This window comes from Nocardia sp. NPDC052001, from assembly GCF_040680615.1.
Classification (GTDB): Bacteria; Actinomycetota; Actinomycetes; order Mycobacteriales; family Mycobacteriaceae; genus Nocardia.
In genome coordinates this window covers 41392-62997 of record NZ_JBFAXC010000021.1, presented here as the reverse complement: position 1 = coordinate 62997, position 21606 = coordinate 41392, and the positions used below count along the sequence as shown (strand labels likewise).

The window sequence follows — 21606 nt, the reverse complement described above, 5'->3', positions numbered from 1 at the left end:
CTGGCGATCACCCGACGAGTTCGAAGGCGGTTACCATCAACAGGTTCCAGCCGGAACCAGATAATCCGCTCTCCGGATTAGCGGGGGAACCTCAGGGGCAGTCCGTGGCTGCGAATGCAAGCTGCAGCCCGGCGCCTGCCCCTGACGGTTGGGGACGCCGAGATCCTGGGCGCGCTGGCCTCGAGTGACTAGCGACCCTGACGCGGGGTCAGGAAATGCCGCGGAAGAAGGTGCGTATGTCGTGCGCGAGCAGTTCGGTCTCTTCCATCGCGGGGAAATGGCCACCCTCGGTGAACTCGCTCCAGTGGCCGACCGCCTTCCACGGGTCCATCGTGCGGCGGATGAGCGGGTGGGCGTCGAACACGGCCCAACCGGACGGAACACCGGAAGCCATGACGAAATCGAGTTCGGAGTGTTCGGCCTCGTAGTAGAACTGCGCGCTCGACTCACCGCTGCGGGTGAACCAGTAGAGGGTGACATTGGTGAGGAGCTGGTCGCGGTCGACCGATTCGTGCGGCATCCGGTGGTCGCCGATCGGCCTGGTCTTGAACTTCTCGGCGATCCACGCGAGTTGACCGACCGGAGAGTCCGCGAGCGCCGCGCCGATCGTGTCGGGACGGTGGTTCTGCATCAACAGGTATCCGTGATCGGCCGCATCCGCGATACGCACCGCCTCGAGCTCGGCGATCTCGTCATCGGACAGACCGTCCGGGAGCGGGAACTTAACTCCGACCAACCCAAGCAACCGGGGGTCGGCGCCGATATGCGTGCCGATGACCCGCTCGGGGTATAGCGCCGCCAAGCGACCGGTGATACCTGAACCCATGTCGGTGCCGTGGGCCGCGAACCTCTCATAGCCCAGCCGCGTCATGATCTCGGCAAAGGCATCGGTTGTCCGCGCCAGCTCCCAGCCGGTCCCGGACAGCGGGGTGGAGAACCCGAAGCCGGGCGGCGAGGCGATGACCACGTGGAACTCGTCGGCCAGCAGCGGGATGAGCCGCTGGTACTCGACGAACGAGCCCGGCCAGCCGTGGTTCAGCAGCAGCGGGGTGGCCTCGGGATTCGCCGATCGCGCGTGCAGGAGATGGAACCGCTGGCCGTCGACGACCGTCGTGAACTGTTGGTACTCATTGAGTTTGGCCTCCTGCACTCGCCAGTCGAACCCGTCGCGCCAGTACTCGGCAAGCTCCTTCAGGTACGCCGTCGGGATGCCTCGGCTGAAGTCGGTGCGATCCTCTCGGCCCGGCACGGGGTGCGGCCAGCGCGTATGTGCCAGCCGGGTGCGCAGGTCGTCGACATCGACCTGCGGGATGTCGATGCTGAAAGGAGTGAGTGCGTTGTTCTCGTTCATGACCCCCACCTTCCCGGGTAATGCGGCAGGCTAGCTTCCGCAATTGCTGCAATGATCGAAAACATGTTGGAGACCTCGGCACGCCTGCTCGAACTGCTGTCGTTGCTCCAGCTCAAGCGCGACTGGACGAGTTCCGAGCTCGCTGACCGGCTTGAGGTAAGCACGCGGACCGTGCGCGCCGATATCGGCAAGCTGCGCTCGCTCGGCTATCCCGTGAACGCGCGTCCCGGCGTCGCGGGCGGGTACCGGCTGGCCGCCGGGACGGCCATGCCCCCACTGCTGCTCGACGATGACGAGGCCGTCGCCGTCGCGGTCGGACTGGGTGCGGTCGCGACCCAACGGCTCGGAATCGAAGAGACATCGCTCACCGCACTCGCGAAACTGGAGCAGGTACTGCCCTCGCGCCTGCGTCGGCGCGTGGAGGCGGTACGCGAGGCGACGAGCGTCGTTCCGGGGACGCAGCCGCCGCTCGATCTCTCGGTACTCGGCACGGTCGCCGCCGCGATCCGCGGCCACGAACGGCTCCGGTTCGGATACACGAAGCCCCGAGCCACGACAGGACCTCGCCATATCGAACCGCACCGGCTGGTGACCTGGGGGCCGCTGTGGTACCTCCTCGCGTGGGATATCGACCGCGACGACTGGCGGGTCTTTCGTGTCGACCGCATGGCGTCACCCACACCGACTGGCGCGCGGTACTCGCCGCGCTTGATCCCGGCGGACGATGTCGTCGACTACGTCGTCGGACGCGTCAGCAGAGCGGCCTGGACGTACCGCGCCCAGGTACTCGTGCACGCTCCCGCCGCCCAGATCGCCGCGAAGATCCCCGTCCCGGTCGATATCGAGGTGGTCGACGAGTCCACGTGCCGTCTCGAAGTGGGTTCCAACGATGCGGACCAGCTCGCGCTGTCGTTGACTCAGCTCGACGTCGACATCGAAATAACCGACGGAGATGCGCTCGCGGTGGCGTTCGATCGCCTCGCGAACAGGTTCCGCCGCGCGGCAGGTGGCGCGGCCACGGCGTGAATCTCGGCCGTCGGTATTTACGTGTGCCGCGGAGAGACGGCGGGCACGAAGACTACTTGTCTTCTTTGCCTGCGGTGGTACCGCGACGGCGGATCTTGATACCCAGGTTCTCGGCTTCGCGTCGGCGCGCGACACGCTGTTCCGGGGTCAACGGCACGCGGGTTGCACGCATCGCTTCTTGGGTCAGGGCGCCCATTACATACCTCCGGTCACTCGCAGCGATCGGTCAGCTCAGCTGAGCCAGTCGCCGAGCAACGCGGTGGTTCTGCCGTTGCTGATCTGTACCTGCAGCCACGCATTCACCACACCGTTGAAGGTCGTGTCACCCCGTGGCAGCAAATAGACTTTCGCCGCCGAGTCAAAGGGCTTATCGGGGTGCAGCACCTGCAAGTCGGGGTATTCGCGCTGGCGGTAGAGGCCCTCGATGGAATCGGTGACGAATACATCGGCCTTGCCGTGACTGAGTTGGTCGTAGATGGTCAGGTTGTCCGGCCACACCATGATCTGCGCTTGCGGGAAGTGTGTGCGCGCGAAATTCTCGTTGGTGCCACCGGGATTGACAACGACGCGCACCTCGGGCCGATCAATCTCGTCGATGCTGCTGTAGGCATCGCCACTGCTACGGCGCGTGACCGGTGTCTTGCCGTCGGTGACGGTCGCGACCGAAACATCGGCCACTGCGCGGCGGCTGGCAGTGTCGGAGATTCCGCCGACCGCGATATCGCAGTGCGCGAGGAAATCCTGGGTCAGTGTCGTCCAGGTCGTGGGCACCCACTGTGGTACCGCGTGCAGCATCGTCGCCAACTCCGTGGCGAGGCTGATATCGACCCCGCGATAATTTCCGCCCGAATCGCGCACGGTAAAGGGCGGGTAGTCACCTGTCGTGCACACCCGCAGAACACCTGAGAGCGGCACGCTCCACAGTCGTGACGGTGGGGGTTCTGCTGCGGCGGGAACGGCCATTCCGGCGACGGCCAGCACACCGGCCAATACCGCGTTCAGAAGTGACCACAGTGGCAGCGATCGGCGCATCGGTGCAGGCTACCTTGAGGCGCACTAGTCACTATCCCCTCTCGTGAAGATCACCCGATATGTCAACGACCGCACAGCAATTGATGCGACTGCCGGATGGCCGTGGGATTCCGGTCGTCACCGGACCACTTCGCCGCACAAGGACAGCGGCCTCACCCAGAGTGCGATCTGATTGGAGCCGTTCACTTTTGGATAGTCGGTCGGTCGTATCAGCGAAGACGAACGATGGTGCAGCAGGAGCCGAACGCTGCCACCGCGATGACGCGCCACGGTGGTTCCCGACCCCATCACATTGTCTTCGACGAGGATGTCGCCCAGCATGAGCCGCGCGACATCGGCGCAGGGCAGATCGTGCGCGACCAGCACGAGCAGCGCGCCGTTGCGGCGTCTCGCAAGTCCTCCTGGCCAGCCCCACATCGGGATGCGCGGCAGCATCCGTTGCACTGTGCGGCGCGCCACCGTTCGGCGCGGTCGGCGTGCGCGTGGTCCAGGGGCCTGGCGCGTGACAGGCGCGATATCGGTCACGTGACGTAAAAGTCCCCAGGTTCTTCGGTACACCGCGATCGCGGTCGCCGACCGGCCGGTACTGAGAGCGAACACTCCCCCAGGTGCGGCTGCCGATAATTGACGACGAGTCTCACATTGGACGATGCGAATCCTTCGAGATCTCTGACCGCCGATAAGGTTCACTTATCGGCGGTCAGTGACCTTTGTTTCGTTTCGTTGGTTACGTTTGCATTTGACGTTATTAACGCTACGAATTACAAAAAACAACGGTGCTGATGATGTTCGAATCGAGCTCGGGGATTACGCGCGCGCGGTGGGTCCCAGGCAGGTGTGGATGCGGTCCAGGAGGGCGCTGACCCGGAAGGGTTTGGGCAGGTAGGCGCAGGCGCCGGCGGCGTAGATGGCGCTGATTTCGTCCGGATCGCTGTCTAGGGAGGAGGCGATGACTTGGACCTCGGCTTGTCGGCGCAGTTGCCGGCAGAGGTTGGCGCCGGAGAAATCGGGCAGGGACAGCTCCAAGAGCACCAGGTCCGGATGCCACTGCTGGGATACGGTGAGCGCGTCGTGGGCGGTGGCGGTCGCGAATGCCTCGTGACCGGCTTTGGTGAGGACCAGGACCGCGAGTTCGGCCATTGCCGGGTTCGTTTCGACGACCAGGACCCGGCCGAATCGGGTCTCCACACGAGCCCGCGGGATGGTCAATTCTGTTGTCGGACGCGGATATTGACTCATGTCGATCCTCCACAGGCGGGTCCCCGACCCTTATCCCCGTCGCGTTCGCGCCGCAATGGCGAAGACGTGGTGCTCGCAATACCGCTATCGCGATCGACGGAATCTGAAACTACGCCTTCCCGCAACTTCTCAGCAATGGGTGGGGCGAGTATTCAATCGATGGCCACTCCCCCGCGCCCGATTCGTGACCTTTCGGTCTCGGCCGGATAACCGTTATCCGGCCGATCCGAACATCAGGACTTGACCACCTGCGTGCCACCTGCGAAGTTGTCATGCCAGCCCTGCTTGGTCGGGCTCGAGCCGACCGTGACGGCGATGGCGATCGCCGAGCAGAACCACAGCAGACCGCCGATCCACGGGATCAGGTTCAACAGCATGTAGGCGTTGCGCTTCGCCGATTCGGCAACGCTCGGCCGAGCCGAGCTACCGGCACCGTTGACATGCAGGCCGAGCAGCCGCTTGCCCGGCGTCGCACCGCTCGTCACCTCGAAGAACACGAAGTAGAGGAAGCCGAATCCGGCACCAGGCAGGACATCGACCCACCCCGGCACTCCCGGCACCTTGCTCATCAGCCAGAACAGAATCGCCCCGACAATGCCCGCGATGATCCAGTCGATGAACCGGGCCGCGGCGCGACCACCGATTCCAGCCGGAACCCCACCCACCGTCAGCCCAGCATCCTGTCCGTAAAACCCACCGGCGGTCATCATTCCTCCTCATGCCGAGACGCCCGGCAAGGTGATGCGAGGCGCTCGAACAGCTTTCACACCATCGTGCCCACGATGCCGCCGCCTCGCATCAGGGGATTCCCCGATCTGAACCCCGGTTTGCCCATACTCCCCCGTTACCAACGCCACTCATCCTGGCACGACAGATTCTCAGACGATGTCCACGACAGAGGTCACGATGATCAACACGACAGTGGATACGACGCTAACTCGTTCCTCCACTCGGCACTAGGACTCCGCTTGCGGGAACCTTTGCCCAGCAACGCATTTCGATCGCAAGCGCAAGTCGGGTGAACAGTGGCGGGATTCACTCAGCCCGGACCGACGCCCCGACTTTTTCGTGACACCACACCGTTGCGCGCCGCTATTCGGCGAACACCTCGTCGAGCGTCTCGGCAGCGAGCACCCGCGCATTCCAAATCCGCAATCGCGCCACGTCGGCCCCACGAACGAAAACGTCAACCCGCTCAGGCACCTCCCCGAACTTGGACGCCAGCAAGTCGAGCAGACCCTCAGCGTGCCCTTCGCGGCGACCCTCAGCGCGAAGCTGGTCGGCAGCGGTCATTGGCATCTCCTTCGCTCACGGACCGGACAGCCGATCAACGCGAGCATCACCGAACAACAAGCACTACTTCGCAAAGACCTCGTCGAGGGTATTCGCGGTGAGCACACGCACATTCCAAGTCCGCAGCTGCGACTCCTCGGCCATGCGTACGAGACCGACGACACGATCTGACAACGACCCGAACTTGCTTGTCAACAAATCAAGCAGCGCTACCGCTAGTCCTTCGGTGCGGCCCTCGGAGCGGCCCTCGGAACGGCCCTCGGAACGGCCCTCGGTTCGGAGCTGGTCGGCGGCGGTCATCATCATCTCCTTCGCTCGCAGACCGAGCGGGTCGATCAAAGAACAACCCAACGCTTGATCAATATCGTTAACGCTCTACGTCGGCCCGGCCGAACTGCGAGGTGCTACTCCGCGAAGACCTCGTCGAGGGTATTCGCGGTGAGCACGCGCGCGTTCCAGTTCCGTAGCTGCGACACCTCAGCCACACGCAAGAGACTGACGATCTGATCCGGCACGGCCCCGAACTTGATTATCAATTGATCGTGGAGACTTTCGGCGCGTCCTTTCGAGGCGGAACTGTTCAGCGGCGGTCATCAACATCTCCTTCGCTCGAGGGCCGAGCTGGTCGATCAAAGAAGTAACCCAACGCTTGATCGATATCGTTAACGCTCTGCGTCGGCCCGGCCGAGCTGCGAGGTGCTACTCCGCGAAGACCTCGTCGAGGGTATTCGCGGTGAGCACGCGCGCGCTCCAGTTCCGTAGCTGCGACACCTCAGCCACACGCAAGAGACTGACGATCCGATCCGGCACGGCCCCGAACTTGATTATCAATTGATCGCGCAGACTCTCGGCGCGTCCTTCGAGCCGGCCCTCAACACGGCCCTCTGCCCGGCCTTCGGTGCGGAACTGTTCGGCGGCGGTCATCATCATCTCCTTCGCTCGTGGACCGAGCTGGTCGATCAACGGTGCAAACCCGGCCAAGTCGGTCTGGCCGACACCCCAAAGATAGGTTACTACCTGGTCGAATTCGCGTGGGTGGTGCTCAATCAGTACTTGTAGCTCGCGCGCCAGTGGCAGTAGGTCGTGGCCCAGTTGGCGGTTTCCGGGGGCGATCTTCAGCGTGACCAGCAGGACCTTGGCGACTTCGGTCAATTGCCGTGCGCGCAGCGCTGCCACGTCGGTGGCGCCCAGGTCATCGAGCACGAACCGCAGTCTCGGTAGGCAGTCACCCAGTGCCGCACGTGCTTCGGGATCGATATCGAGGAGGTCGGACAGTTCGGTGGGTGCGCTCCAGCGTCGTCCTTGCGGATCGCAATGGACCACGACCGGAATCACTACCGGCAGGCGTCGGGCGCCCGGGGTTTTGCGCAGGTAGCGGTTCCAGATCGCGACCATGTATTCGAGCATCCGGAACGCCATCAGATTGTCCGAGCTGCTCTGGTGCTCCATCAGCACGAACACGAATGCCTCGCGGCCCTTCCAGCGGGTCTGGTACAGCACATCGCTGTATCGGGACTGCAGCTCCTTCGGCACGAAACTGCAGGACTGCAGTTCCATGGCATCCCAGTCCATCTCTGCGGCAACCGATTCCGGCAGCACTGTCCGCAGTTCACCCTCGGCCGCGGACGCCTCGGACATCACGTGTCGGAAGTAGGCGTCGTGGGGGTTCTTCGTCAACTTTTCCGGCTGTTCAGCCATGTTTTAGCAATCTAGTTCCGAAAGCTCTTCAGCGAAAGCGGTTTTCGCAGTTGCGCCACAGGTGAGCGGCAGGAACGAGTCATCAGGCTCGGCCAAAGTATGGGGTGCGAACGGGATACCGGCGCCAACCAAACTGAACGAGCAAATGCTTGGTGATGTTTCATCTCGGTTTGACGGGGATGCCGACCATGGATTGAAATCTGGTGCAAGTCTGCAGAAGTCGGTCCAGCGTAGGACCGTAGAGCCAGTCGGGCCTATCTTCCCGCGCATCGGACGACGAGCGTGAACGGTGGGTGCGGTAGTCGCAGCGAACCCTGTTCGGATGACATCACGGGATCGTGCAGTAGGCCCAACCAGGTCTTCGGGATCAGATACGACAATGTGGTGATCGACAACAGCCCGATCCCGCCGTGGCCGTTCGGCGGCACCGGCTCATCATTTTGACCCGATCCGCCGCGAGAAGAACGCTATCGTTCTGCGCGACAACCGGTCCCATTCGGTGCGGGTGTCGGCCTCAGCCCCAGCCCGCCGGGCGATGGTCGATGACATGTACATCGTCCAGGGAGACAACGGGATCCGTCACGCCGGTGCGACCGGTGATGGTCATCGTCCCGGTGAAGATGTCGCCGGTGGCGAGCGTCTGGGCGCCCTGGCCGGTCAGTTCCACGCGCACACCGTGCAGATCGTAGAACTCCTGGGGGTCGGCGGTGACGAAGGCCAGCGGCCATGCGGGGAGATCGGAATAGACGTGTCCGAACACCGGTAAGCGCTCACCGATGTGCCGGGTGTGGTCACGGACCGCTTGGGTCACATCCGCCTCGGCGGTGGGCTCATTGGCAGGCGGCTGGGCGGTGGCGACGGTGGTGCCGGAGGTGGCTGCCAAAATGGCAAGGGCGGCTATGACGTGCTTCGGGCTGAAGGGCATTGGTCCTCTCCATCGTTGTCTCCGAAGCGGCATAACCGAATTCCCGGCCGCTAATCAGAAGTATCGAAAACCGATCCGCACCAGCACGAGCGACCTCCGTCTCGGTGGAAGACCGGACCGCGATCATCTTCGAGTCGTCGCAACGCTCGTGTCCTTCGCCGGTCGAACCGCGCCACGCACTAGCGTCTGTGGCCGAGAAGCACTTCCGGGCGAGGAGCGGAGAGATCATATGACAGTTATTCGCCGCATGGTCGCGACAGCAATCCTGATCGCGACCGCCGCAACCACGACCACGGTCGTGGCGGCCTCGGCACTCGCCGACCCGCAAGGCTGCACACTCGATCGGTGGTGGAGCGGAGCCTCCGCACACTGCGCCGAGGGCACGTACATTCTCGAGGTCGACTGTTTCGGCGTGAGCGTGTCCGGCGGACAACCGTTCGGCCCCTACTTCAAATCCGCGACGATACGCACCGACCCGAACCTCGACCCGATCTTCACCCATCCCGTACGCGACTGCATGATGCCGCTCACGCTGGGACAGCTCGGTATCGCGACCGATGTGCGAATCACCCCGGTCCCGACGCGCCCAGCACCATCGAACGCGTACGAGTGAAGCCGCGAGCGCAACCTGCCGACCTTCACGTCAGTTCGAGTCAGCGAACACATCGTCCAATGTCTCGGCCGCGAGCAACCGCGAACCCCACGTCCGCAACCGAGCTGCGTCGCCCCCGCACACGAGAACGCGGATCCGCTCAGGCACCGCCCCAAATTTGACTGCCAACAAGTCGAGCAAACTCTCGGCGTTGCCTTCGATGAACCCTTCGATGAACCCTTCGATACGGCCCTCGGCACGGCCCTCGGCACGGCCCTCGGCACGGCCCTCGGCACGGCCCTCGGCACGGCCTTCGGCACGGCCTTCGGCACGAAGCCTGTCCGCAGCAGTCATCGTCTCCTCCACGAACCAAACTGGCCGATCAACAGACTGAAGCATTCTTCGTCAGCTTTCTGGCTTTCAGCCATGTTTGAGCAATCTAGTTCTGAAAGATCTTCAGCGAAAGCGGTTTTCGCAGTTGCGCCACAGGTGGCGGCATGATCGAGTCATCGGCTCGGTGTGAGCAAGGGGTCGCGAGCAAGGCCACCTCACCACTTGCGCGCAAGCCGAGCAAACGCTCGCTGGTGTTGTGTGCGCTCTTTCGGAAGGCTGCCGATCAGTCGCTGTGAGCCGCTACATAGATACGCCACCCTCGGCCGTAGGGTGATTTCGTGGAGTCAGGTATGGAGCTCGAGAATCTGCGGTCCGCGCTCTCGTGTGTGTACGAGAAGCTTGGGGCCGAGAGTCTTACCGAGCCCGATCGGGTCGAGTTGGTGGCGCGCGCCGAGGTGGTGCAGGACCGGATCGACGCGCTCCAGGATGTGGTCGATGACCCAGCGTCAGCGTGAGCTGGTGCGATACGGCTCGGCGGGGGCGCCGAGATTCGGTGTGCCGAGCAGGGATTGGGACGATAGGGCGTAGATGCCGTCGTTGGTCATGAGCCAGGCGATATTGCGGTCGTATTCGATGTAGACGCCGTGGGTCGGGTTGCTGCGGGCCCAGTCGTCGGTTTCGGGGCCGAAGGTGGGTGGGGCGAAGTAGCCTGCGATCTTGGGGTTTCGGGGGTCCGTGACGTCGAAGAATTGGGCGCCGGCGTTGTAGAAGTCGTAGATGAGCAGGCCGTTTTCGGGGTCGCCGGGTGAGGTGTAGTAGCCGCTGCGTTTGGGGCCGAAGCTGCCGCCGCGCTGGCAGTAGTCGGTCACCGTCGCGCCCGCCGGTGGTGTGGGGCGCGGCAGCCGTCCGACGATGTGCGGTGTCGCCGGATTCGAGGCATCGATCTGGAAGATGTCCTTGTACGGCTCATAGCAGTCCTCCGACAGCGGGTAGCCGCTCAGATAGACCATGCCGGTCGACTCGAACTGCGAGACATCGACATTGTCGGCTTCGGTTCCGGACACCGACATGGGGATGTCGAGATGGCTGACCTCGCGAAGGTTCGTCGGATCGGAGATGTCGAGGATCGAGAGTCCGAAGCCGCCCATGGCCGCGAAACCGTACTTGCCGCCCTCCTCGATCGGGGTCGGAATGTAGAGCGGATTGCGCGAACCCATCCACGAGGTGCGATTGCCGCAGCGTGGATTGGCGCGGTAGGCGGCGTCCTCCCCGCGCACCATGCCGTCGCGATGCCAGGTGTCCAGGAGCTTGGGCGTCGCGGGATCGGCCATATCCCACACCTGGAATCCATTGGCGTACAGGTACGTCGGATACTCCTGGTTCGACCAGTCATCGCTGGGCGCGGTCGACAGGAACATGTAGCGCCCGCCGTTCCATTGCGGCACATCCAGTGACCCCGAGCCCTGCTGCGGTTTGGTCATATCCGGTGCGAGCGGATTCTGTTGCGTCTCATCGGTGCTCACTGTCGCGAGCAGTTCCCAGTCCTTCTTGCGGGGACCGTTGAGCTTGTAGACCTTGAAGCCTTTGAGTTGGGTGTCGGCGCGCGCCGCCGCGACGCCGTCGGCCGCAGCGTATTTGCTCTTGTCCGGTGTGTCGCCCATCCAGAACGGCACCTGCCGCCGCATCTCGAAGCTCTGGACCATGACGTAGCCGTTGTACCGCGGACTCCATTGAATGGTGGAGGCTCCCCAGTAATCGTCTGCGGCCCAATCCTTTCCGGCGACGGCCTCATCGTTGCCCGCGACATCGGCGACATCGTCGCGGCTCAGCGATTCGACGACCCGCACATTCTTGACGTCGGTGATGTCGTACACCCGCGCCTCGCTGCGGTCGTACTGGAACATGTACCGGCGGCCGTCGAAATCCACGATGTTCTGCCAGGAGTGGAATGGATCCGGGGTGAACTGCTTGCCGGGATAGTGCGCCTCGACGGTCACGTTATCGCTCTTGTAGGTGTTCGGGTCGTATCCGCCGGTCGCGGGAAACACGTCCTCTCCCCCGCCAGGGAACGGATGCTGTTCCTCTTCATTCACGTAGGTGAGTCCGGGATGCAGGAACGATCCATTGTTCTGCATTCCATAGCTGCCGGGATCGACCTTGCCCGGGCGGCTGTCCGCACACACGAGCGGAACGTTCGGATCCCCCGACAGCGCGTTCGTGCTCTCCCGCCGATCGTCGATGACCCGGGTCACCACCGCCCCACCCGTGCCGGCTCCCACGGCAACGGTCACGATCACCAGCCCGACGAGCAACCTACCCCGTCGTTTCACCACATTCATTCGGCCGAACCCTCTCCTCGATAGTGAGGACCAGTCTGGTCAGCCACCACCGGGCAACCCTCCTCCCGCAAGCCTCACTCCGATCCGCACATCCGGACCCCGATGCCCTTGTGGGCCGACGCTCGTTGTGCTACTCGGCGACCTCGTCAATCTGAAAGCAACAGGCCATATTCGGCCAAGAAAGCGGTTTTGGGCAGCCTTTTATAGCAATCTTGTAGCAATCAATCATTTCCCCGACTGTTCTGGGACAGAATCACCATTTCGAGGCTACGCCCCAGGCGTTATGCGCCGCGCCGAATCTGCGTTGCGGATACTTCACATCCTCCTCAAGCTATTATTTAGCAACCGAATTCGCGTGCGGCCCCACACCGCACCACCGTTCGGACCCACACACAAGCACTCGCTCACGCCAGGCCACCCACACACACGAATCCCCGGAAAGGTTCCATGCCCGTGTCGGCATCTGATGGATCCCGCATGCCTGTCGAACGACGTGATATCCGCACCCTCGATCATGATGTGCGGTGGCATGTTTCAGCGTTTCGGATACCGCGCAGCGGTGCCGATCACGCGGATCGGGTGAGCCGATTACGAGAACTGCGGGCTCGCATCCTGTACGACAACGGCAGGCGACCAGAGTTCCGCGACGCCTGCGGCGCACACGTCGATGACCAGGAATTGGATTACGGTGCATGGCATTTCATTGCCCGCCGGCATCCGCGAGGCCCCGTGCTGGGCTACATTCGCCTGTCGACGCCGGAGACCGGCGAACTGTTCCAGTCGCGCGCGCATCTGGGCGAGGAGCGCTACCAGCGGTTGCTCGCCGAGGAAGGCGCCGAGCCCGCCAATACCTATGAACACAGCCGACTGGTGGTCGAGCATCGTGCCCGCAAACTCGGGCTGGGCGTGTATTTGAACGCGGTCGCGATCGGCGCGGCGCACCATCTCGGCGCCAAGCTCATGATCGGCACCTCGGGGACCAAGGACGGCCAGGACCGCTTCCACGGCCGGTTCGGATTCCATCCGGTGCCCGGAACCCGTTGCTACGTCGAGCGGTACACCGAGGACGTGGTGATTCTGCGGCACCGCACCGCGGACGGCGCGGGCGAGTACACCGACCTGGTGAGCGAATTGCGCCACCGATTCCCGGCGCTCGTGAACGACAGCCCCGCCGAGTGGGCTTCGGCGGGATCCGAAAACCCGCCCGAGCCAGCGGCTCTCACCTCGGGCGTCGCACCGGATCGCGATGCCTGGCAGCCGGTGCTGCTCGAACCCTGCCATGCCGCCGACTACGCGACCCTGACCGCACTGCTCGAATCGGACCACATCACCGCGGTGTACGACACCATCGACGCCCAGCTGGCGGAGTTGATCAGCTGCCGCGAACCGCATCTTCGCCACACCGAGGCCGAACTCGAACGCAAGATAGAGGAGCAGCTCGCCGGGGTCGAGCCATGGGCTTACGGCAGCTGGTTCTGGTATCCGTGGTCCGGGCGGCTGGTGCATGTGCTGCCGCGCGAGGAGTTCCGGCTCGTGCGCGCCGACCGCAATCGCGGGAAAATCGAACGCCCCCAACAGCGGCAACTGCGCGAGCATCGGATCGGGATCATCGGGCTGTCGGTCGGTAACAGCGCCGCGGTCACCATGGCGCTCGAAGGAGTCGGTGGGGCGTTCCGCCTGGCCGACTTCGACGACCTGAGCCTGTCGAATATGAACCGGTTGCGCGCCAGCGTGCATCATCTCGGCGTCGGCAAGGCGGTGCTGTGCGCGCGCCAGATGTACGAGATCGACCCGTATCTGGATATCGAGATCTTCACGGGCGGGCTCACCGACGAGACCATGACCGAGTTCTTCCACGGCGACGGGACTCCGATCGATCTGCTGGTCGAGGAATGCGATACCCCGTACGTCAAGATCGCGGCGCGGGAATACGCACGCGCACTGCGCATTCCGGTGGTCATGGACTGCAACGATCGCGGCATGCTCGATATCGAGCGTTTCGACCTCGAGCCCGACCGTCCGCTGTTGCACGGGCGCATCGGTGATCTGCACGCGGCGGATCTGCCCGAACTGACGCCTCAAGCCAAGTCGGATCTCATTCTGGCGATGGTCGACGCCGACCGCATCAGCCCGGAGCTGGCCGCCTCCTTCGGTGAGATCGGCCGAACACTCAGCAGCTGGCCGCAATTGGCGTCCGATGTGGCGCTCGGTGGCGCGCTGGTCACCTCGGCCGCGCGGCGCATCCTGCTCGGCACACCGTGTGAATCCGGGCGGTTCTATGTGGATCTCGATCACCTGATCAGTCCCGAGTACAACACCGCCGCCACACATGACGGGATCCCCGCATGACGGGCATGGTGGCCGAGCCGCGTCCCGTATCCGTTCGGTCGACGGTCCCACGCCCGCTGCCGGTGACGGTGTCGGGCTCCAGCGTCCATCTGCCCGCGACCGTCGTCACCAACGACGAACTGACCAGGACCTTGGACACCTCGGCCGAATGGATCCTGAGCCGCACCGGCATTCGTGAACGCCGACGGCTCGCGCCCGATCTGGCGGTCTCGGATATGTGCGTCGCGGCGGCTCCGGCGGCGCTCGCCGAGGCGGGAATCTCGCCCGGCGAACTCGATGCCGTCATCATCGCGAGCTACACCTACGACCAGCCCCTGCCCTCGACCGCATTGATGGTCAAGGAACGCATCGGCGCGCATCGAGCCCTACCGATCGATATCACCCAGGCCGCCTGCGCCAATGGGCTGCAAGCGATTCTGCTCGCCGCCCATCTGCTCCAGGTCTCGGCACGCGCGGTGCTGGTCATCGCGGCCGATTGCGCGTCCCGGGTCACCGATCCGCGCAACCGCACCACCGGCGTGTTCTTCGGCGACGCGGCGGGCGCGATCGTGCTGACCCGCACCGACACCCCCGAGGCCGGAATACTGGCCTGGGACTTCGGATCTCAGCTCTCGCACAGCGTGGAGATCCGGGCCGGTGGTTCCCGGTTGCCGACCAGCGAGCAGACCGTCGCCGATCGTGAGCACTATCTGCGCATGGACGGCCGCGCGGTGTGGGACACCGCGACCAGCTGTCTGCCGCAGAGTATTCGCGCCGCCGTCGGTCGAGCCGGGCTCGCCGTCACCGATATCGATCACTTCTTTCTGCATCAGGCGAACCTCAATATCCTCATCGCCGCGATGGCCGAACTCGAGGTGCCGATGTGGCGAGCTCCGGTCACCCTGGACATGCTCGGCAACACCGGATCCGCGGGTGTCGTCACCGCACTGCATCAAGCGCGCAGTGAGAACCTGATCAACGCGGGCGATACCTTTCTCCTGTCCGCGATCGGGGCCGGATTCCAGTGGGGCACACTCTGTTTTCGTCAGGCCTAGGGTGTCAGGGTGACCAGGGGAATGGTTCGGGTCGTCAGTGCCTGATAGTCGGCATAGCCGGGATGCGCCGAGATCACCTCGGGCCACAGCGCGTCCCGCTCTGCCGATGACAGGACGCGAGCCGTCATCGGCAGAGCCGGACCATTCCCCCGGGCGACCCGCACCGAGGGATTGGCGCGCAGGTTGTGCAACCAGGCCGGATCGGTGGGATCGCCGCCGCGGGAGGCGACCACGACAATCGTGTCGCCGTCGATGATCGGTGCGGTGAGCACGACCGTGTGCGCACGGCCGGATTTGCGGCCGGTGGTGGTCAGCTTGATCGTCGGCATGCCTTTGAAGGTGGTGCCGAGCATGCCGCCACTGCATGTGATCACCGCGCGGTGAATGGTGGTGATGGTCTTGAGCTGTCGATCGGTCGGCATGGTGGGGCTCCTTGTGCTGGGTGATGTGCCATCCAGCTTCCGGGGGCGACTAGTGATCGACTTGTAAAGCGATGCGGTGCTGCACCGCGTTGATCCATTCCCGGCATCCGCAGCGGCGAGCGAGACGTTCGGCGGCTGCGTAGTGTTGGGCCGCCTGGGCGGGTTTGCCGAGCAATCCCGCCAGGTCACCGAGCACGGTGTCGACCGGCCCCACGGCGTGCGCGCCGGTGTCGGAGCCCGCGATCTGACCCGAGTACACGCGCAACTGCTCGTACACCTGTTCCGCCTCGGCACGCTGTTCGAGACCGGCGACGGCCATTCCGCGCACGGTGAGGAACAGCGAGCGGAAGAAGTCGTTGCGCAGCGGTCGGCGAGACCGTGTCACCGCCAGCGCACCCGGCCGATCACCGGTCGCCAGCAGCGCCAAGGCCAACGGGTCGACGGCCAGGTCATTACCCGCGGTGTCGAGGTGCGCGAACGCCTCGGTGAGCGGTTGGGTGAATTCGCCGATCCGGCCCTGCGTGAGCCGGATGGTGAGGATCGCGATCAGCAGATTGCCGTCCGAGTCGAATACGCCATGGCGGCTGAACATTTCGTGTGCGCGCAGGTAATGCTGTTCCGCCGCTTCGAAGTCGCCCGTCAGGTGCGCGATCATGGCCTCGCCCATGAGGTTCGCGGCCCGGGCCTGCGCCCAGTGGTAGCGGTCGGCCAGCGCGGTCGCGGCCGCGAGTTCGGCCCTCGCGCGGTCGATATCGCCGCCGGCGGCGGCGACCTGCAGGGCGGCGTTGCGCCCGATCAGCGCGACGGCGGGCAGTGCGTTGTCCTCGCCGAGGGCGATCAACTCGGCCGCGAGCCGGTCGCGGTCGGCGAGTGGAATCGAGGTGTCGTACAACGAGGTTCGCGCCTGCAAGGCCAGTCCCAGCAATCGCGGATCGCCGAGTTCGCGTGCGAGGGATTCGGCCTGTTCGGCTGCCTCGCGCGCTCGGTCGTGCAGCTCGCCGCCGATCTCGCGGACCAGCGCGACCAGGAGCCTGCAGCGTGCCTGCGGTCTGAGTTCGGGTGTGCGCAGCGCGCTCTCGATCGCGGTAACCACCTGATGGTCGACGTATCCGTAGGCGCGGTTCAGCCAGGGAGTCGGTGTGTCCCATGCGGTGAGCGCCTCGATCATCAAGTCGGGGGTATCGGCCGCCGCGACCGCCCGATCGCGAGCATCGCGAGCCTGCGGGCCCGAACCCGCGGCGAGGAAGCTCCTGCTCATTCGCGAGAGAGCGGTGACTCGTTCGGCCGCGGTGCTCTCACCGCTGATCCGTTCGAGCGCGGCGACGACGCGGCCGTAGCTTTCGGCGGCGGCATCGTGGGCAAATCGGCGTTCGGCCTGTTCAGCTGCCGCATGTGCGGCGCTCGCGGCCCGTCGCGCCGTTGCGGCGGTGAGGGATTCGCCGAAATGGTGTGCGAGCGCGGACAGATCGTCGGGGCGGGCGCGCTCGATGGACTCGGCGACGCGCAGGTGCCAGCGGCGACGGCGGACACGGGACAGGTCCGCGATCAACGTGTCGCGGATGAGGGCGTGGGTGAACCGCGCGTGATCGGAATCTGGTTCCTCGAGGAGCCCGGCCAGTACACCGGCTTCCACGGCATCGAGGACCTCGTCCTCGCCGATCTCGGCCGCGCCGATCAGCACCTCGATATCGAATTCGCGCCCGATCACCGCGGCCAGCCGCAGGATCGACACGCTGACCTCGGGCAGTCGGGCGAAGCGTCGCCGCAGCACATCGCGCACGCCCTGGGGTACTTCCGAGGTCGCCACCAGCGCGCCCTCGCTCGCGAGTAGGCGAGCGCTTTCGGTGAGGTAGAAGGGATTTCCGCCGGTGCGCTCGGTCAACGCCTCGATGGTCGCCCGTGCGGGATCGTGTCCGGCGACCGAGCGGATGAGGACTGCCGCGTCCTCGACGTCCAAGCCGCGCAAGTGGATTCGCGCGGTCGTCGTGGTGGCCAGTGAGCCGAGCACCTCTGCCAGGGATGTGCCGATCTCGTCGGGGCGGTAGGCGATCACGATCAGGATCGCGGCCGATTTCGCCACGCTGCCGAGCAGGGTGAGCGTTTCCAGGTCCGCGCGGTGCAGGTCGTCGAGTATGACCGCGAGCGGTTGTGACCGGGCCGTCTCATCCAGGTATGCGCCGACGGCGCGATGCAGCAGGAATCGTCCGACCGAGGCATCGGCGTCACGCGCGGTGTGGCGGTCGGTCAGTAGGGGCTCGAGCGGTGCGGTGTAGTCGCCGGGGTCGACGGCGGCGGTGAGTTCGCGCAATGCCTCCACCCACGCCCAGGCCGGTGGTGCGCCGTCCTCCTCGGGGCAGCGGCCCGTGATGACGCGCCAGCCGTTCGATACCAGCCCGGCTCGAAAACGCTGTAGCAGAAGCGATTTGCCGCTACCGGCTTCTCCGATCACCGCCGCGACACGAGGTGAACCCGGGCCCGCCGCGCGCATCAGTTCGTCGAGTTCCCTGGTGCGGCCGATGAATTCGGAATGCACCTCGGCGGGCACGGCGGTCGGTGACGGCAATGGCGTCGGCGCGGAGAGCTCGATGGGAATGCGTTGCGCCAGCAGGTCGGCCTCGAGCTGAATCAGGGCCGGGCCGGGATCGATGCCGAGTTGATCGGCGAGAATCTCCCGTGCGGTGCGCAATGCCGCGAGCGCGTCCGCCTGCCGTCCCGCGTGGAACCGCGCCAGCGCCGAAATCCGCCATGCCTCCTCGCGCAGTGGATGCGCGCTGGTCAGGGCGTCCGCTTCCAGGGCGGCAGCGGTCGGGTCACCGAGTTCGATCAGCGTCGCGGCCAGGCGTTCGCGGGCGGCCAGGCGCAGCTCCTCGAGTCGGCTTGCCTCGGGCCGCGCCCAGGATTCATCGTTGAACTCGGCGAACGCCTGGCCGTGCCATCGGCCGAGGGCTTGTTCGAGGCGGCGCCTTCGTTCCACGGGATCTGTTGGCGCGCCGCGTAATTCGGCTTCGAACTGCCAGGCGTCGACCGCTTCGGAGGCGAGCCGCAACGCATATCCCGGCGCCTGGCTCACGAGCACGGTGGCCGGTGCGCGGGGTAGTCGATCCGGTTCGAGGAGTTTGCGCAGGTGCGAGATGTAGGCCTGCAGGGTGCCGAGTGCGCGCGTCGGCGGCTCGCCGCGCCACAGATCATCGATGAGCCGGTCGACGGGCACGACCGCGCCGCGCGCGATGAGCAGCAGGGTGAGCACACCGCGCTGGCGGCGACCGCCGAGATCCACGCTGCCACGCCCGGTCTGGGCGGTCAGCGAACCGAGCACCTGAATCCGCACCATGGCGGCAAATTCTATTGCAAGTGCCCTACAAGTGGATCCACGCACAGTGGGCACATGACCGCCACAACTCACACCGTCGAACGCCCCGACACCACCGATATGCTGCTCATCCACCGCGCGTTCCGCCGCCATTTCGACGCGCTACCGGCCCTGGTGCGCGGTGTCGCCGACGCGGACACCGCCCGCGCACGCCGCATCGCGGATTTTCTGGCCGAGCTCAACACCGGCCTGCATCACCACCACACCGCCGAGGACGAGCTGATGTGGCCGCTACTGCTCGAGCGCGCGAAAACCGATGGCGCACTGATCCTTCGAATGGAAGAACAGCACGAGCGCATCGCCGAACTGATCACCCGAGCCGATCACCAAGCCACGGAATTCGCCACATCCGCCCAGCCGCAAATCCGCGACCAGCTCGCGACCACCCTGTCCGCGCTCGCCACCGCCCTGGACGAGCACATGACCGAAGAGGAGGTCTCGATCCTCCCCCTCGCCGAACGGTTCATGACCACCCACGAATGGAACGCCCTGGGCGAACACGGCCGCGGCGCCATCCCCAAAGACCGCCAACTGATCTTCCTCGGCTTCGTCCTGCAAGGTGTCCCACCCACCGACCGCCGAAAGTTCCTCGCCGACATGCCTTTCCCCGCCCGCCTCGCCTGGCGCCTCCTCGGCCGCCGCGCCTTCGCCAAGGAACACCGCTCCATCTACGGCACCGATCCTGAATGACCCCTCGATCGTGTCGTCGACTCGGCATAACGTCATCAACTCGCGAGACCCCACCCCACGGTCCGTGCAAAGCGTGGACAAGAGCCTCGCCCGGCGGCGCACAGGCCCACGGGGCGGGGCTCTCGTATCGGCTCGACCAGTGAAACTCGTGCCGCGCCGACCCCATAGAAATACCAACCGGACGGGACTGTAAACCTCCGGCGGACGCTCCGATAGCGGCCGGACACACATCTCGGTGAGGCGCAGCCACGTCGGAGTGCCGGACTGCGCCGTAAACGTGAGTTCGGTTCGGCGATGCAATCGAGCTCCATGATCGGCGACATTGTCGGAGCGGCCGGTTATCGTTGTGTCATGGCTTCCCCCGCGCCCGATCCGCACTCAGGAGTGCGTGTGCCCAGCGCCGACCCGGCGCAGATCCGGGCCGCGCTGCCAGCCGTGGCCGTGCCGGTGTTCGATCGCGAGTGGGCGCTGACCTTGGAAGAAGCCAAAACCTCGATGGACCTCGAAGAGGTTTTCGTCCTGCTGGCCCACTGGCGGCACATCGCCGCCACCGAGCAACAGTCACCGGGGGCGTACGCACGCCTACAGGCGAAGATCGAGGAAATCACCACCACCGGTGTCAACTCGACCGCCGCTTCGCCGCAGGAAATGCAGGATTTGATCGCGCGGCGTTTGGCCGGCTAGGTGTATCGGGTCATCCCGGACGCACAGGCTATCGAGCAGGCTGAAGCGCTTCCGGCCCATGCGCTCACGTCCTATGCCGAAACGTTCGCTGTCCTCGGCGTCGATCCTTGGTCAGGGCATCCGCAGAACAAAGACAATCCCGACGGCGCGGTCCGATACAAATTATTCGGACCAGGGCGCGCCGGACACGTCGTGTATTTGATCATCGACGCTGACCGCGAAGTGCACGTGCTGCTCGTACAGTGGCTCGGCATCGACTGACCATGCTCGCCTGCCGACAACATCGGGGCTGCGACGGAAGAGGTCACGGGCTCGGTGGTGCGGACGCGGCGACGAGTTCCTACGGTGAAGGAGTGACGTGGGAGCCCTGACTCAGGAGACGATGCGCATCGAGCGCGTGGAAACCACTCAGGCGGAGCGCGAACAGATCTGCCGCGAAGCCGAGAAGCTCGGCATCGAGTTCCGTCGTCGCAGCCCGGCCAATGGGACCAGCAAGTAGGTCCCGGTCGGAGGAATGGTTTCTGCTCTGTCCGTGTACTTCTCGCCCTTGGATCGGTCCGCGAACACGGATGGGTTGCTCGGTGACCTTCGGCTCTGGTGGGGAGCGCGGGTGGGGCGGGAGAATTCGGCGGAACTTGTTCGGGTCGAGTGTTTGGGAGCGGCGGTACGAGTCGGGTCTCGCTTAATCCATTGCCGTGGAACAGGCTCGAGGATATTGATGAGGTGCGGCCGATCGGGGATGGGGATGCCGCTTGCGTGGATGAGATTCGGGGGGTGGAGAAGTATGGGAATTTGGAGCGGTTCGGGGTTGCCTTGTTGCGCAGTCATTTTCAGATCGGTGAGGATGAGATGATGCTCGGGACGACCGATGTGAAGCGGCGGGAGCACTGGGTTCGGCCGGTCAGCAAGAGCGATCTCGAAGGGCGGGGGCTGCCGGCGCAGACGACCATTGTTCGGTTCGATGCGAGCGGATATTCGCAGTACTGCGGATGCCTTCAGGTCAAGCACGGGCATACGGGCAGGCACACCTGAGCGGTAGGCGACCGAAACCTGATTGACCCGTGGGTGGGCCGGTGCCAGCATCGCGGGGTGCGGGCGCTGCGGGTGATCAAGGGTGATGCGACGAGCCCTCAGGCCAAGGGGCCGAAGATCATTGCGCATGTTTGCAATGATCTCGGCGGGTGGGGCAAAGGGTTTGTGCGGTCGATATCGAAGCGCTGGCCCGAGCC

24 protein-coding genes are annotated in these 21606 nt (G+C 64.9%); 10 read left to right on the top strand and 14 right to left on the bottom strand.

Annotated features, from left to right (window positions below; genetic code table 11):
• Positions 1-208: 208 nt before the first annotated feature.
• Complete coding sequence (locus AB0L82_RS42335) at positions 209-1351, bottom strand: epoxide hydrolase family protein (protein WP_364650821.1); 1143 nt, start codon at positions 1349-1351, stop codon at positions 209-211.
• 63 nt (positions 1352-1414) lie between these two features.
• On the opposite strand from AB0L82_RS42335, the gene AB0L82_RS42330 reads away from it, so the two are divergent.
• Positions 1415-2377, top strand: a complete 963-nt coding sequence (locus AB0L82_RS42330; RefSeq protein WP_364650818.1) for a WYL domain-containing protein — start codon at positions 1415-1417, stop codon at positions 2375-2377.
• Between the two features lie 52 nt (positions 2378-2429).
• On the opposite strand, the gene AB0L82_RS42325 is transcribed toward AB0L82_RS42330, so the two are convergent.
• From AB0L82_RS42325 to AB0L82_RS42285, 9 genes are all read right to left on the bottom strand, one after another.
• Positions 2430-2573 carry a hypothetical protein gene (locus AB0L82_RS42325; RefSeq protein ID WP_364650815.1) on the bottom strand — a complete coding sequence of 48 codons (144 nt, stop codon included), beginning with the start codon at positions 2571-2573 and terminating at the stop codon, positions 2430-2432.
• A gap of 35 nt (positions 2574-2608) precedes the next feature.
• Positions 2609-3409, bottom strand: coding sequence for a transporter substrate-binding domain-containing protein (locus tag AB0L82_RS42320; protein WP_364650812.1), 801 nt, complete (start codon positions 3407-3409; stop codon positions 2609-2611).
• Positions 3410-3526: 117 nt separating this feature from the next.
• The gene (locus tag AB0L82_RS42315; protein ID WP_364650809.1) at positions 3527-3844 is read right to left on the bottom strand and encodes a hypothetical protein; all 318 of its coding nucleotides are present in this window, start codon (positions 3842-3844) and stop codon (positions 3527-3529) included.
• A 372-nt stretch (positions 3845-4216) separates the two neighbouring features.
• Positions 4217-4648, bottom strand: coding sequence for a response regulator (locus tag AB0L82_RS42310; RefSeq protein ID WP_364650807.1), 432 nt, complete (start codon positions 4646-4648; stop codon positions 4217-4219).
• A gap of 233 nt (positions 4649-4881) precedes the next feature.
• A complete protein-coding gene (locus AB0L82_RS42305; protein WP_364650804.1) occupies positions 4882-5355 on the bottom strand; it encodes an RDD family protein in 474 nt (157 codons plus the stop codon).
• Between the two features lie 385 nt (positions 5356-5740).
• On the bottom strand, positions 5741-5941 hold the full coding sequence (locus AB0L82_RS42300; protein ID WP_364650801.1) for a hypothetical protein: 201 nt from the start codon (positions 5939-5941) through the stop codon (positions 5741-5743).
• 63 nt (positions 5942-6004) lie between these two features.
• The gene (locus AB0L82_RS42295) at positions 6005-6241 is read right to left on the bottom strand and encodes a hypothetical protein (protein ID WP_364650798.1); all 237 of its coding nucleotides are present in this window, start codon (positions 6239-6241) and stop codon (positions 6005-6007) included.
• 399 nt (positions 6242-6640) lie between these two features.
• Complete coding sequence (locus tag AB0L82_RS42290) at positions 6641-7639, bottom strand: Rpn family recombination-promoting nuclease/putative transposase (RefSeq protein ID WP_364650795.1); 999 nt, start codon at positions 7637-7639, stop codon at positions 6641-6643.
• A gap of 514 nt (positions 7640-8153) precedes the next feature.
• Complete coding sequence (locus tag AB0L82_RS42285; protein ID WP_364650792.1) at positions 8154-8564, bottom strand: hypothetical protein; 411 nt, start codon at positions 8562-8564, stop codon at positions 8154-8156.
• Positions 8565-8793: 229 nt separating this feature from the next.
• Here AB0L82_RS42285 and AB0L82_RS42280 point away from each other — a divergent pair, with 229 nt between their 5' ends.
• Positions 8794-9177, top strand: a complete 384-nt coding sequence (locus AB0L82_RS42280) for a hypothetical protein (RefSeq protein WP_364650790.1) — start codon at positions 8794-8796, stop codon at positions 9175-9177.
• Positions 9178-9207: 30 nt separating this feature from the next.
• Here AB0L82_RS42280 and AB0L82_RS42275 read toward each other — a convergent pair whose 3' ends face one another.
• A complete protein-coding gene (locus tag AB0L82_RS42275; RefSeq protein ID WP_364650787.1) occupies positions 9208-9510 on the bottom strand; it encodes a hypothetical protein in 303 nt (100 codons plus the stop codon).
• 329 nt (positions 9511-9839) lie between these two features.
• Here AB0L82_RS42275 and AB0L82_RS42270 point away from each other — a divergent pair, with 329 nt between their 5' ends.
• Positions 9840-10004 carry a hypothetical protein gene (locus AB0L82_RS42270; RefSeq protein ID WP_364650784.1) on the top strand — a complete coding sequence of 55 codons (165 nt, stop codon included), beginning with the start codon at positions 9840-9842 and terminating at the stop codon, positions 10002-10004.
• Here AB0L82_RS42270 and AB0L82_RS42265 read toward each other — a convergent pair.
• Positions 9996-11828, bottom strand: coding sequence for a hypothetical protein (locus AB0L82_RS42265; protein WP_364650781.1), 1833 nt, complete (start codon positions 11826-11828; stop codon positions 9996-9998). The genes AB0L82_RS42270 and AB0L82_RS42265 overlap by 9 nt on opposite strands.
• 477 nt (positions 11829-12305) lie before the next feature.
• Here AB0L82_RS42265 and AB0L82_RS42260 point away from each other — a divergent pair, with 477 nt between their 5' ends.
• Both AB0L82_RS42260 and AB0L82_RS42255 read left to right on the top strand, forming a co-directional pair.
• The gene (locus AB0L82_RS42260) at positions 12306-14177 is read left to right on the top strand and encodes a ThiF family adenylyltransferase (protein ID WP_364650779.1); all 1872 of its coding nucleotides are present in this window, start codon (positions 12306-12308) and stop codon (positions 14175-14177) included.
• Positions 14174-15211 carry a ketoacyl-ACP synthase III gene (locus AB0L82_RS42255; protein ID WP_364650776.1) on the top strand — a complete coding sequence of 346 codons (1038 nt, stop codon included), beginning with the start codon at positions 14174-14176 and terminating at the stop codon, positions 15209-15211. Before AB0L82_RS42260 ends, AB0L82_RS42255 begins: the two co-directional genes overlap by 4 nt.
• Here AB0L82_RS42255 and AB0L82_RS42250 read toward each other — a convergent pair.
• Both AB0L82_RS42250 and AB0L82_RS42245 read right to left on the bottom strand, forming a co-directional pair.
• Positions 15208-15633 carry a nitroreductase/quinone reductase family protein gene (locus AB0L82_RS42250; protein ID WP_364650773.1) on the bottom strand — a complete coding sequence of 142 codons (426 nt, stop codon included), beginning with the start codon at positions 15631-15633 and terminating at the stop codon, positions 15208-15210. The two genes, AB0L82_RS42255 and AB0L82_RS42250, sit on opposite strands and share 4 nt — an antisense overlap.
• Before the next feature lie 49 nt (positions 15634-15682).
• Entirely contained in the window at positions 15683-18964 is a 3282-nt protein-coding gene (locus AB0L82_RS42245; protein WP_364650770.1) for a BTAD domain-containing putative transcriptional regulator, read from the bottom strand.
• A gap of 54 nt (positions 18965-19018) precedes the next feature.
• Between AB0L82_RS42245 and AB0L82_RS42240 the strand changes: the two genes are divergently transcribed.
• The 5 genes from AB0L82_RS42240 (at position 19019) to AB0L82_RS42220 (ending at position 21409) form a co-directional block, all read left to right on the top strand.
• Positions 19019-19693, top strand: a complete 675-nt coding sequence (locus tag AB0L82_RS42240) for a hemerythrin domain-containing protein (RefSeq protein WP_364650767.1) — start codon at positions 19019-19021, stop codon at positions 19691-19693.
• Positions 19694-20044: 351 nt separating this feature from the next.
• Positions 20045-20377, top strand: a complete 333-nt coding sequence (locus AB0L82_RS42235; RefSeq protein WP_364650764.1) for a DUF6247 family protein — start codon at positions 20045-20047, stop codon at positions 20375-20377.
• Positions 20378-20638: a hypothetical protein gene (locus tag AB0L82_RS42230; protein WP_364650762.1), complete on the top strand. Its 261-nt coding sequence runs from the start codon at positions 20378-20380 to the stop codon at positions 20636-20638.
• Positions 20639-20735: 97 nt separating this feature from the next.
• Positions 20736-20876, top strand: coding sequence for a hypothetical protein (locus AB0L82_RS42225; protein ID WP_364650759.1), 141 nt, complete (start codon positions 20736-20738; stop codon positions 20874-20876).
• A 191-nt stretch (positions 20877-21067) separates the two neighbouring features.
• Positions 21068-21409: a hypothetical protein gene (locus AB0L82_RS42220; protein ID WP_364650756.1), complete on the top strand. Its 342-nt coding sequence runs from the start codon at positions 21068-21070 to the stop codon at positions 21407-21409.
• The last annotated feature ends 197 nt before the right edge of the window (positions 21410-21606 follow it).

What these genes read in the sequence shown, in the direction of transcription:
- AB0L82_RS42275 (WP_364650787.1), bottom strand. Translation starts at nt 9,510, where the DNA reads ATGACTGCTGCGGACAGGCTTCGTGCCGAAGGCCGTGCCGAAGGCCGT.
- AB0L82_RS42235 (WP_364650764.1), top strand. Translation starts at nt 20,045, where the DNA reads ATGGCTTCCCCCGCGCCCGATCCGCACTCAGGAGTGCGTGTGCCCAGC.
- AB0L82_RS42260 (WP_364650779.1), top strand. Translation starts at nt 12,306, where the DNA reads ATGCCTGTCGAACGACGTGATATCCGCACCCTCGATCATGATGTGCGG.
- AB0L82_RS42290 (WP_364650795.1), bottom strand. Translation starts at nt 7,639, where the DNA reads ATGGCTGAACAGCCGGAAAAGTTGACGAAGAACCCCCACGACGCCTAC.
- AB0L82_RS42335 (WP_364650821.1), bottom strand. Translation starts at nt 1,351, where the DNA reads ATGAACGAGAACAACGCACTCACTCCTTTCAGCATCGACATCCCGCAG.
- AB0L82_RS42315 (WP_364650809.1), bottom strand. Translation starts at nt 3,844, where the DNA reads ATGCTGCCGCGCATCCCGATGTGGGGCTGGCCAGGAGGACTTGCGAGA.
- AB0L82_RS42250 (WP_364650773.1), bottom strand. Translation starts at nt 15,633, where the DNA reads ATGCCGACCGATCGACAGCTCAAGACCATCACCACCATTCACCGCGCG.
- AB0L82_RS42255 (WP_364650776.1), top strand. Translation starts at nt 14,174, where the DNA reads ATGACGGGCATGGTGGCCGAGCCGCGTCCCGTATCCGTTCGGTCGACG.
- AB0L82_RS42270 (WP_364650784.1), top strand. Translation starts at nt 9,840, where the DNA reads ATGGAGCTCGAGAATCTGCGGTCCGCGCTCTCGTGTGTGTACGAGAAG.
- AB0L82_RS42330 (WP_364650818.1), top strand. Translation starts at nt 1,415, where the DNA reads ATGTTGGAGACCTCGGCACGCCTGCTCGAACTGCTGTCGTTGCTCCAG.
- AB0L82_RS42265 (WP_364650781.1), bottom strand. Translation starts at nt 11,828, where the DNA reads ATGAATGTGGTGAAACGACGGGGTAGGTTGCTCGTCGGGCTGGTGATC.
- AB0L82_RS42280 (WP_364650790.1), top strand. Translation starts at nt 8,794, where the DNA reads ATGACAGTTATTCGCCGCATGGTCGCGACAGCAATCCTGATCGCGACC.
- AB0L82_RS42305 (WP_364650804.1), bottom strand. Translation starts at nt 5,355, where the DNA reads ATGACCGCCGGTGGGTTTTACGGACAGGATGCTGGGCTGACGGTGGGT.
- AB0L82_RS42325 (WP_364650815.1), bottom strand. Translation starts at nt 2,573, where the DNA reads ATGGGCGCCCTGACCCAAGAAGCGATGCGTGCAACCCGCGTGCCGTTG.
- AB0L82_RS42285 (WP_364650792.1), bottom strand. Translation starts at nt 8,564, where the DNA reads ATGCCCTTCAGCCCGAAGCACGTCATAGCCGCCCTTGCCATTTTGGCA.
- AB0L82_RS42300 (WP_364650801.1), bottom strand. Translation starts at nt 5,941, where the DNA reads ATGACCGCTGCCGACCAGCTTCGCGCTGAGGGTCGCCGCGAAGGGCAC.
- AB0L82_RS42320 (WP_364650812.1), bottom strand. Translation starts at nt 3,409, where the DNA reads ATGCGCCGATCGCTGCCACTGTGGTCACTTCTGAACGCGGTATTGGCC.
- AB0L82_RS42310 (WP_364650807.1), bottom strand. Translation starts at nt 4,648, where the DNA reads ATGAGTCAATATCCGCGTCCGACAACAGAATTGACCATCCCGCGGGCT.
- AB0L82_RS42295 (WP_364650798.1), bottom strand. Translation starts at nt 6,241, where the DNA reads ATGACCGCCGCCGACCAGCTCCGAACCGAGGGCCGTTCCGAGGGCCGT.
- AB0L82_RS42240 (WP_364650767.1), top strand. Translation starts at nt 19,019, where the DNA reads ATGACCGCCACAACTCACACCGTCGAACGCCCCGACACCACCGATATG.
- AB0L82_RS42245 (WP_364650770.1), bottom strand. Translation starts at nt 18,964, where the DNA reads ATGGTGCGGATTCAGGTGCTCGGTTCGCTGACCGCCCAGACCGGGCGT.